The 9591-nt window shown below is 72.4% G+C and carries 7 protein-coding genes; 2 read left to right on the forward strand and 5 right to left on the reverse strand.

Going from position 1 to position 9591, the window contains the following annotated elements; translation table 11 throughout:
- Positions 1–129: 129 nt before the first annotated feature.
- Together ABZ641_RS17705 and ABZ641_RS17710 are read right to left on the reverse strand one after the other, a co-directional pair.
- Entirely contained in the window at positions 130–1509 is a 1380-nt protein-coding gene (locus ABZ641_RS17705; protein ID WP_359982836.1) for a pitrilysin family protein, read from the reverse strand.
- Entirely contained in the window at positions 1506–2843 is a 1338-nt protein-coding gene (locus tag ABZ641_RS17710; protein ID WP_344623273.1) for a pitrilysin family protein, read from the reverse strand. The genes ABZ641_RS17705 and ABZ641_RS17710 overlap by 4 nt, the downstream gene beginning before the upstream one ends.
- Positions 2844–3166: 323 nt before the next feature.
- Between ABZ641_RS17710 and ABZ641_RS17715 the strand changes: the two genes are divergently transcribed.
- The gene (locus ABZ641_RS17715) at positions 3167–5617 is read left to right on the forward strand and encodes a DNA topoisomerase IV subunit A (protein ID WP_344623272.1); all 2451 of its coding nucleotides are present in this window, start codon (positions 3167–3169) and stop codon (positions 5615–5617) included.
- A gap of 133 nt (positions 5618–5750) precedes the next feature.
- Entirely contained in the window at positions 5751–6650 is a 900-nt protein-coding gene (locus tag ABZ641_RS17720) for a sucrase ferredoxin (protein ID WP_344623271.1), read from the forward strand.
- Between the two features lie 57 nt (positions 6651–6707).
- Here the strand turns inward: ABZ641_RS17720 and ABZ641_RS17725 are convergent, their stop codons facing one another.
- From ABZ641_RS17725 to ABZ641_RS17735, 3 genes are all read right to left on the reverse strand, one after another.
- A complete protein-coding gene (locus ABZ641_RS17725; RefSeq protein ID WP_344623270.1) occupies positions 6708–7766 on the reverse strand; it encodes an ABC transporter substrate-binding protein in 1059 nt (352 codons plus the stop codon).
- A 103-nt stretch (positions 7767–7869) separates the two neighbouring features.
- Positions 7870–8739, reverse strand: a complete 870-nt coding sequence (locus ABZ641_RS17730) for an ABC transporter permease (RefSeq protein ID WP_344623269.1) — start codon at positions 8737–8739, stop codon at positions 7870–7872.
- The gene (locus ABZ641_RS17735) at positions 8729–9553 is read right to left on the reverse strand and encodes an ABC transporter ATP-binding protein (RefSeq protein WP_344623268.1); all 825 of its coding nucleotides are present in this window, start codon (positions 9551–9553) and stop codon (positions 8729–8731) included. Before ABZ641_RS17735 ends, ABZ641_RS17730 begins: the two co-directional genes overlap by 11 nt.
- Positions 9554–9591 lie beyond the last annotated feature (38 nt).

Below are 9591 nucleotides of genomic sequence, written 5' to 3' on the forward strand. Positions count from 1 at the left end.
CCCAAAACTATTTATTTTTTGTGGTCTGTGTTTTACCGCGGTGTCCTATGCCCAGCGGCCCGCGGCCAATCCAAAACCCGCGGGGGCCCGGGGGCGCCCCCCCCCCCCCCGGGCCCGGGGTGCCGTACGTCAGTTGGCGACGACGGTGACCTCGCCGATGCCGAGGTCCCGGACGGCGTCGCCGATGACGGAGGCGTCGCCGACCAGCACGGTGACCAGGCGGTCCGGCGGGAAGGCGGCGACGACGGCCTCGGTGGCGGCCTCGGTGCCGAGTTCGGCGAGCTGCCGGTAGACCTCGGCCTGGTAGTCGTCGGGCAGGTACTGCTCGACCTGGTCGGCGAGGGTGCCGGCGACCGAGCCGGCCGTCTCGTACTTCAGCGGGGCGACGCCGACGAGGAACTGCACGGCCTCGTCGCGCTCGGCGTCGGTGAGGCCCTCGGCGGCGAGGGTGCGCAGGATCGTCCAGGTGTCGGCGAGGGCCGGCGCGGTGGACGCGGTGTCGACGGATCCGCTGATGGCGAGCAGCGCGCGGCCGGAGCCGTCGGCGGCGGAGCGCAGCGGCTGGGCGAAGGCGCGGACGCCGTAGGTGTAGCCCTTCTCCTCGCGCAGGACGCGGTCGAGGCGGGAGGTGAGGGTGCCGCCGAGGCAGTAGGTGCCGAGGATCTGGGCGGCCCAGGTGGGGTCGTGGCGGTCGGGGCCGATGCGGCCGATGAGGAGCTGGGTCTGGACGGAGCCGGGCCGGTCGACGATGATCACGCGGCCCTTGTCGTCGGCGGTGACCGGGGCGTGGACGGAGGGCTCGGCGGGGTCAGCCGTCCAGGTGCCGAGGGTGCTGTCGAGGAGGGCGGGGAGGTCCGTTCCGGTGAGGTCGCCGACGACGACGGCGGTGGTGGTGCCGGGGCGGACGTGGGCCCGGTAGAAGGCGTGGACGGCGGCGCGGTCGATGGTGCGCACGGTGTCGGCGGTGCCGCTGCGGGGGCGGGAGAGCCGGTCGGTGGCGTCGAAGAGGGCGGCGTAGAGGGCCTTGGCGGCGCGCCGGGCGGGGTTGGCGAGTTCGTGGGTGATCTCGTCGAGCCGGTTGGCGACGAGTCGTTCGATCTCGTCCTCGGGGAGGGCGGGGGCGCGGAGGGCGTCGGCGAGGAGGGTGAGGCCGCGTTCCAGGCGGGAGGCGGGGACTTCGAGGCTGACGCGGACGGCGGGGTGGTCGGCGTGGGCGTCGAGGGTGGCGCCGGCGCGTTCGAGTTCGGCGGCGAACTCCTCGGCGGTGTGGTGCTCGGTGCCTTCGTTGAGGGCGCGGGCGAGGATGTTGGCGACGCCGTCGAGGCCGGTGGGTTCGGCGGCGAGGGGGGCGTCGACGACGAGGTCGACGGCGACGAGCTGTTGGCCGGGGCGGTGGCAGTGCAGGACGGTGATGCCGTTGTCGAGGGTGAGCCGCTGGGGTGCCGGGAAGGCCCAGGGGGTGGCGGTGCCTGCGGCGGGCTGCGGGTGGAAGGTCATCTGGCTGGTCACGCGGCCGTCTCCTGCTCGGTGGTGTCGTCGGCGTCGGGGCCGGTGGTGGTGGGCTCGTAGGCGAGGACGGCCCGGTTCTCGGGGTGGAGGCGGGCGGCGGCGACGGCGCGGACTTCTTCGGCGGTGATGTCGAGGACCTTGGGGAGGGCCTCGTTGAGGAGCTTGGGGTCGCCGAAGAGGACGGCGTAGCGGCAGAGTTCGTCGGCGCGGCCGGCGACGGTGGTGAGCCGGTCGAGCCATTCGCGTTCGATCTGGGCCTGGGCGCGCTCGAGTTCCTCGGGGGTGGGGCCTTCGGCGGCGAAGCGGGCGAGTTCCTCGTCGACGGCGGTGCCGACGGCGTCGAGGGTGGCGTCGCCGCTGGTCTTGACGTCGAGCCAGCCGAGGCTGGGGGCGCCGGCGAGGCGCAGCAGGCCGAAGCCGGCGGTGACGGCGGTGCGGTCGCGGCGGACGAGCCGGTTGTAGAGGCGGCTGGATTCGCCGGAGCCGAGGATGGTGAGGGCGAGGTCGGCGGCGTCGGCCTCGCGGGTGCCGTCGTGGGGGAGGCGGTAGGCGGCCATGAGGGCGCGGCTGGGGACGTCCTCCTCGACGAGTTCGCGCAGTTCGCGGCCGATGGTGTCGGGGAGGGTGCCGTCGCGCGGGGGCTGCTTGCCGTTGTGGGCGGGGATGCTGCCGAAGTACTTCTCGACCCAGGCGACGGTCTGCTCGGGGTCGAGGTCGCCGACGATGGAGAGGACGGCGTTGTTGGGGGCGTAGTAGGTGCGGAAGAAGGCGCGGGCGTCTTCGAGGGTGGCGGCGTCGAGGTCGGCCATGGAGCCGATGGGGGTGTGGTGGTAGGGGTGGCCGTCGGGGAAGCTGAGGGCGGTGAGCTTCTCGAAGGCGGTGCCGTAGGGGACGTTGTCGTAGCGCTGGCGGCGTTCGTTCTTGACGACGTCGCGCTGGTTCTCCATGGAGGTGTCGTCGAGGGCGTCGAGCAGGGAGCCCATCCGGTCGGCCTCGAGCCAGAGGGCGAGTTCGAGCTGGTGGGCGGGCATGGTCTCGAAGTAGTTGGTGCGTTCGAAGCTGGTGGTGCCGTTGAGGGAGCCGCCGGCGCCCTGGACCAGTTCGAAGTGGCCGTTGTTGGAGACGTTGCGGCTGCCCTGGAACATCAGGTGTTCGAAGAGGTGGGCGAGGCCGGTGCGGCCCTTGACCTCGTGGCGGGAGCCGACGTCGTACCAGAGGCAGACGGCGGTGACCGGGGTGAGGTGGTCCTCGGAGAGCACCACGCGCAGGCCGTTGGCCAGGCGGTGTTCGGTGATGGCGAGGCCTCGGTGGGAGGCGGGGGCCGGCTGGGCCATGCGCTGTGGGTCCTTCCCTGGTGGTTGTGCAGGTCGGGGGCTGTGTGCGTGTCCCCATTGTGGTGCAACGCGCGGGGGCCCGGGATGTGTCCGCGCAGGGGCGGCGTTCGCCAGGGGCGGACGCGGTGGGGGTCGGCCGCGGCGGTGGGCGGTGCGGGTGCGGGGGCGGGGGCTGCGGGGCCCGGGTCGGCGGGGGTGGGCGTGGCTGTGGGTGGGAGGGTCCACAATGGGGGGCGCCGTGCCCCCGTAGGGTTCGACGCGGCGGCCGGTGGACGGCCGCCGTTCGACAGACGCAAGCCCGACACGCAAGGAGCCCCGCCGCGATGGCCCGCCGCAGTTCGCCCACCCCGCCGCCCGGTGACTTCGAGGAGCGGATTCTCGATGTCGACGTGGTGGACGAGATGCAGGGCTCGTTCCTGGAGTACGCGTATTCGGTGATCTACTCGCGGGCGCTGCCCGACGCGCGGGACGGTCTGAAGCCGGTGCACCGGCGGATCCTGTACCAGGCGAACGAGATGGGTCTGCGGCCGGAGCGCGGGCACGTGAAGTGCGCACGCCTGGTGGGCGAGGTGATGGGTCGGCTGCATCCGCACGGCGATGCGTCGATCTACGACTCGGTGGTGCGGATGGCGCAGCCGTTCTCGATGCGGCTGCCGTTGATCGACGGGCACGGGAACTTCGGTTCGCTGGGCAACGACGACCCGCCGGCGGCGATGCGGTACACGGAGTCGCGGCTGACGGCGGCGTCGATGTCGATGGTGGAGTCGATCCACGAGGAGACGGTCGACTTCGGTCCGAACTACGACGGCAGTGAGCAGGAGCCGCAGGTCCTGCCGTCGGCGTTCCCGAACCTGCTGGTGAACGGCGCTTCGGGCATCGCGGTGGGCATGGCGACGAACATGCCGCCGCACAACCTGGCCGAGGTGGTGGCGGCGGCCCGGCACCTGATCAAGCACCCGAACGCGGACCTGGACACGCTGATGCGGTTCGTGCCGGGTCCGGACCTGCCGACGGGCGGCCGGATCGTGGGTCTGTCGGGGATCCGGGACGCGTACGCGAACGGCCGGGGGACGTTCAAGATCCGGGCGACGACGGCGATCGAGAGCGTGACGGCGCGCCGCAAGGGGATCGTGGTCACCGAGCTGCCGTACAGCGTCGGGCCGGAGAAGGTGATCGCGAAGATCAAGGACCTGGTCAACGCGAAGAAGCTGCAGGGCATCGCGGACGTCAAGGACCTGACGGACCGTGAGAACGGTCTGCGCCTGGTGATCGAGGTGAAGAACGGCTTCGTGCCGGAGGCGCTGCTGGAGCAGCTGTTCAAGTTGACGCCGATGGAGGAGACCTTCGGCATCAACAACGTGGCGCTGGTGGACGGTCAGCCGCTGACGCTGGGCCTGAAGGAGCTGCTGGAGGTCTACGTCGACCACCGCTTCGAGGTGGTTCGGCGGCGCAGTGACTTCCGGCGGCGCAAGCGCCAGGAGCGGCTGCACCTGGTCGAGGGCCTGCTGGTGGCGCTGGTCGACATCGACGAGGTGATCGCGCTGATCCGGTCGAGCGACAACGCGGCGCAGGCGAAGGAGCGGCTGATCGAGCGCTTCTCGCTGTCGGAGGTGCAGACGGCGTACATCCTGGACACTCCGCTGCGGCGGCTGACCCGGTTCGACCGGGTGGAGCTGGAGGACGAGCAGCGGAAGCTGACGGCGGAGATCGCGGAGCTGACGGAGATCCTGGAGTCGGACGCGCGGCTGCGCAGCGTGGTCTCGTCGGAGCTGGGTGCGGTGGCGAAGCAGTTCGGTTCGCCGCGCCGGACGGTGCTGCTGGAGGCGGGGGCGGTGCCGAGTGCGGCGCTGTCGGTGCCGTTGGAGGTGGCGGACGATCCGTGCCGGGTGATGCTGTCGTCGACGGGTCTGCTGGCGCGGACGGCGGACGGCGAGTCGGTGGAGGTGTCGGAGCAGCGGGCGAAGCACGACGTGGTCGTGTCGGCGGTGGCTGCGACGGCGCGGGCGGACGTGGGTGTGGTGACCACGGCGGGCCGGGTGCTGCGGCTGCCGGTGATCGACCTGCCGCAGTTGCCCCCGGGGGGTGCGGCGTCGCTGGCCGGTGGTGCGGCGGTGTCGGAGTTCCTGCGGTTGGAGGCCGGGGAGCGGGCGCTGGCGCTGACGACCCTGGACGAGTCCTCGCCGGGTCTGGCGCTGGGCACGGTGCAGGGCGTGGTGAAGCGGGTAGTGCCGGAGTGGCCGTCGAACAAGGACGAGTTCGAGGTGATCGCCCTCAAGGAGGGTGACGAGGTCGTCGGTGCGGTGGAGCTGGCGACGGGCGAGGAGGACCTGGTCTTCATCGCCTCGGACGCGCAGTTGCTGCGGTACCCGGCGGGTCAGGTGCGGCCGCAGGGTCGCCCGGCCGGCGGTATGGCGGGCATCAAGCTGTCGGAGGGGGCCCGGGTGCTGTCGTTCACGGCGGTGGATCCGGGTGCGGACGCGGTGGTGCTGTCGGTGGCGGCGGCGTCGGCGACGCTGTCGGGCGGTGAGCACACGACGTGGAAGGTGACGCCGTTCGAGGTGTATCCGCGCAAGGGCCGGGCGACGGGCGGTGTCCGTTGTCAGCGGTTCCTGCGGGGTGAGGACGTGTTGGCGTTCGCGTGGGCGGGTGCGGTGCCGGCGTTGGCGGCTGCGGCGAACGGTTCGCCGGTGGTGCTGCCGGAGCGGGATCCGCGCCGGGACGGTTCGGGTTCGCCGGTGTCCGCGCAGGTAGCGGCGGTCGGCAGCCGGCTGTAGGGCCGGTTCTGCGTGGGCGGGGGCGCTGCTTCGGCGGCGCCCCCGTCGGCGTTGCGGCGGGGGGCCGGTGGTGCGGCCGGGGCGGTGCTTCGCGGCCGGGGCTGCCGGGGGTGGCGAGGGTAGGCTTGCCTGGGTGAGCACCTGCGCGACGTTGTCGCTGGAACTGTCCGAGCCGTTGGCCGCGACCGCGGCGACGGCCTCGACCTGGCTGCTGTTGGAGCAGGCCGGGCCGTGGGGGGCGAAGGCGCTGGTGGAGAGCCATCTGGAGACCGCGGTGGGGGCGGCGTTGGAGGCGGCCGCGGCGGGTTCGGGGGTGCGGGTGGCGCTGGTGCGTTCTCCCGGCCGTCATGCGGACGCCCGGCCCCAGGACCGGCACCGGGTGGTCGTGGCGCACACGGTGCCGGGCCGGTCGTGGGTGCGGCGCTGGTCGGTGGCGGATCCGGCGGAGCTGCTGGGCCTGGACTTCGCGGCGCTGGGTGCGGGGGTGCACGGCGGTCTGGGGGTGGAGCACGACGGCGGTCCCCTCGCGCTGGTCTGCACGAACGGCCGCCGGGACCGGTGCTGTGCGCTGCTGGGGCGTCCGTTGGCGGCGGAGCTGGCGGCGTCGGGCCTGGGCGAGGTGTGGGAGGTGACGCACCTGGGCGGTCACCGGTTCTCGCCGACGATGCTGGTGCTGCCGTTCGGGTACGCGTACGGGCGGCTGTCGGGGGCGGCGGCGAAGGAGGTGCTGGCGTCGACGGCGGCGGGGCACACGGTGCCGGAGTTCTCGCGGGGCCGGTCGTGCTGGGACCGTCCGGGTCAGGCGGCGGAGCACGCGGTGCGCCTCGCGGTGGGTGAGACGGCGGCGGAGGCGCTGACGGTGCGCCAGACGGCGGTGGGCGGTGGCTGGTCGGTGGAGGTGCGGCACGTGGACGGCCGCGGCTGGCGGGTGCCGGTGACGGCGGGGGTGTCGGAGCCGCCGCGTCCGGAGAGCTGCGGGAAGGCGGCGGGGCTGCCGTCGCGGATGGTCGCGGGGCCGGTGGAACGGCTGTGACGGCCCCTCGCCCGCTGTCCGGGAGGGCGGGGGGCCGTCACAGGTCGCGGGGCCGGGTCAGCCGGTGGCCTTGTTGACGAACTCGGTGGTGTAGGTCTTGGCGAGGTCGATGCTCGCCTCCTTGCCCTTGACGTCGGGGTGGAAGGCGCCGAGGACGGCGAGGACGGTCTTCGGGCCGTCGGCGGGCATGACGCCGTCGGTGGTGAACATCGGCAGGGTGGCCTTGATGGCGGCCGCGTACTGCTCGGCGCCGCCCTGTGCGTAGTCGGCGGGCATCTTCGCGGCGATCTCCTCGGGGGTGTGGGTGTTCATCCACTTGAGGGTCTTGACGAAGGCGTTGGCGAGCTTCTGCACGGTGTCCTTGTTGCTGTTCACCCAGGCGGTGTTCATGTACAGCGAGGACGAGGGGTAGAGGCCGCCGAGGGCGGCCTTGGAGCCCTCGGGGGTGCGCATGTCGTACAGCACCGTGCCGATGTTCTTGGAGACGATGTTGGCGACGGTCGGGTCGGTGGTCATGCCGGCGTCGATGGAGCCCTGCTGCATCGCGGCGATGAAGGTCTGGCCGGCGCCGACGGCGATCGGGCTGAACTGGCTGGTGTCGACGCCGTTCTTGACGGCGAGGTACTTGGTGAGGAAGTCGGTGGAGGAGCCGATGCTGGTGACGCCGAGCTTGCGGCCCTTGAAGTCGGCGCCGCTCTTGATGGCGTCGGCCTGCTTGGCGGAGACGACCTCGACCTCGCCGGGGGCCTGCGAGAACTGGACGACGGACTCGACGCTCTTGCCCTTGGCCTGCAGGTCGATGGTGTGGTCGTAGAAGCCGACGGCGCCCTGGACGTCACCGGCGAGGAGGGCGGTGGTGGCGTTGACGCCGGCGGGCTCGCTCATCAGCTCGACGTTGACGCCGGCCTCGGCGAAGTAGCCGAGCCGCTGGGTGAGCATGGCGGGCATGTAGATGACCTTGTCGAGGCCGCCGACCATGATCTTGACCTTGGGGCCCTCGACGGTGGGGCCGGCCGGGGCGGCGCCGTTGTGCGAGGTGGAGGCGGCGTCGTTGGCGCAGGCGGCCAGCGGCAGGAGGAGGGCGGCGGCGAGGGCGGCGGCGGCGGTTCTGCGCATGGGTGGGGGCCTTCCTGGGTGCGCGGGGGGAGTCTTCTGCGGGGGCTACTGCGGGGGACGTGCTGCGGGGCGTTCTGCGGGAACTGCGGGGTGGGGCTGCGGCTCAGCGGCCGTCGCCGGATTCGGCGGGCTTCCAGCGGAAGAGCCGCTTCTCGGCGAAGGTGAGCAGGCCCTCGGTGAACAGGGCGACCACGGCGAGGATGGTCATCGCGGCGTAGACGCCGGCCGCGTTGAAGGTGCCCTGGGCGGCGGCGACCATCAGGCCGAGGCCCTTGGTGGCGCCGATGTACTCGCCGACGATCGCGCCGATCAGGGCGAAGCCGAAGCTGACGTGCAGGCTGGTGAAGATCCAGGTGGTGGCGGCGGGGATGACGACCTGCAGGGTGACCTTGCGGTTGTCGGCGCCGAGGATGCGGGCGTTGGCGACCAGGTTGCGGTCGACCTCGCGGGCGCCCTGGAAGGCGTTGAAGAACACCGGGAAGAACACCAGGACGACGGCGGAGGCGACCTTGGACGCCGGGCCGAGGCCGAACCAGATCAGGAAGATCGGCGCGAGGACGATCCGCGGGATCGCGTTGAGGACCTTGATGTAGGGCCCGAACACGTCGGCGAGGAAGCGGATCCGGCCGAGCGCGATGCCCAGCAGGACGCCGGTGACGACACCGATCACCCAGCCGCTGAGCGCCTCGTACAGGGTGTAGCCGATCTGCTCGCCGAGCGAGCCCTGGGCGGTGCCGTGGGTGATCCACTGCCAGATCTGCGCCCAGATCTTCGACGGCTGGGAGAAGTTGAACGGGTCGATCACACCTGTGCGGGCGCAGACCTCCCACAGGCCGAGGAAGGCGACGAGCACACCGGCCCGGGCGGCGTACACGCCGTTGCGGCGGTTGCGAGCGGCCCGTTCGCGGACCTGGCTGCGGGTGGCGGCGGGGGCGGCCGCGGGTGCGGCGGCGGGGGCGGTCTCAAGCGGCACGACCCGCTCCTCTCTCACGGGTGATGCGGACTTCCTCGCCGAGGGAGGCCCAGATCTCGCGGTACAGCTCGACGAAGCGGGGCTCCAGGCGGACGGCCTCGACGGTGCGCGGCCTCGGCAGGTCGACGGTGAAGACCTCCTTGACGGTGGCCGGTCCCGCGGTCATCACGACGACCCGGTCGGCGAGGGCGATCGCCTCGTCGAGGTCGTGGGTGACGAAGACGACCGAGGAGCCGGTGCCCGCCCACAGCTCCAGCAGCTGGTCGGACATCAGGGCCCGGGTCTGCACGTCGAGCGCGGAGAACGGCTCGTCCATGAGCAGGATCTTCGGGTCGTTGACGAAGGTCTGGGCCAGCGCGACGCGCTTGCGCATGCCGCCGGACAGCTGGTGCGGGTAGCGGTCCTCGAAGGCGGCGAGGCCGACCCGGGCGAGCCAGTCGCGGGCCTTCTCGCGGGCCTCGTCGGCGCCGACGCCGCGGAACCGGGGGCCGGCGGTGACGTTGGAGAGCACCGTCCGCCACGGGAAGACGGCGTCCTGCTGGAAGACGAAGCCGACGTTCGGGTCGATCCCGTCGACGTGCTCGCCGTAGACCTTCACCTCGCCCTCGGTGGGCTCCTCCAGGCCGCTGACCAGGGTCAGGGTGGTGGACTTGCCGCAGCCGGTGGGGCCGACGACGGCGACGAACTCGCCGGGGGCGACGGTCAGGTCGAGGTCCCGGACGGCGGTGTGCAGGGTGCCGGACGGCGTCCGGAAGCGTTTGGTCGCCCCGGTCAACTCGATCGCCGGGACGGCGCCGGCCTTGTGCGGGCTCACGTGAACCACCTACCTCCTCGGCCGGCGTCGTCGCCGGC

The sequence above is a fragment of the Kitasatospora sp. NPDC007106 genome (genome assembly GCF_040634455.1).
Classification (GTDB): Bacteria; Actinomycetota; Actinomycetes; order Streptomycetales; family Streptomycetaceae; genus Kitasatospora; species Kitasatospora arboriphila.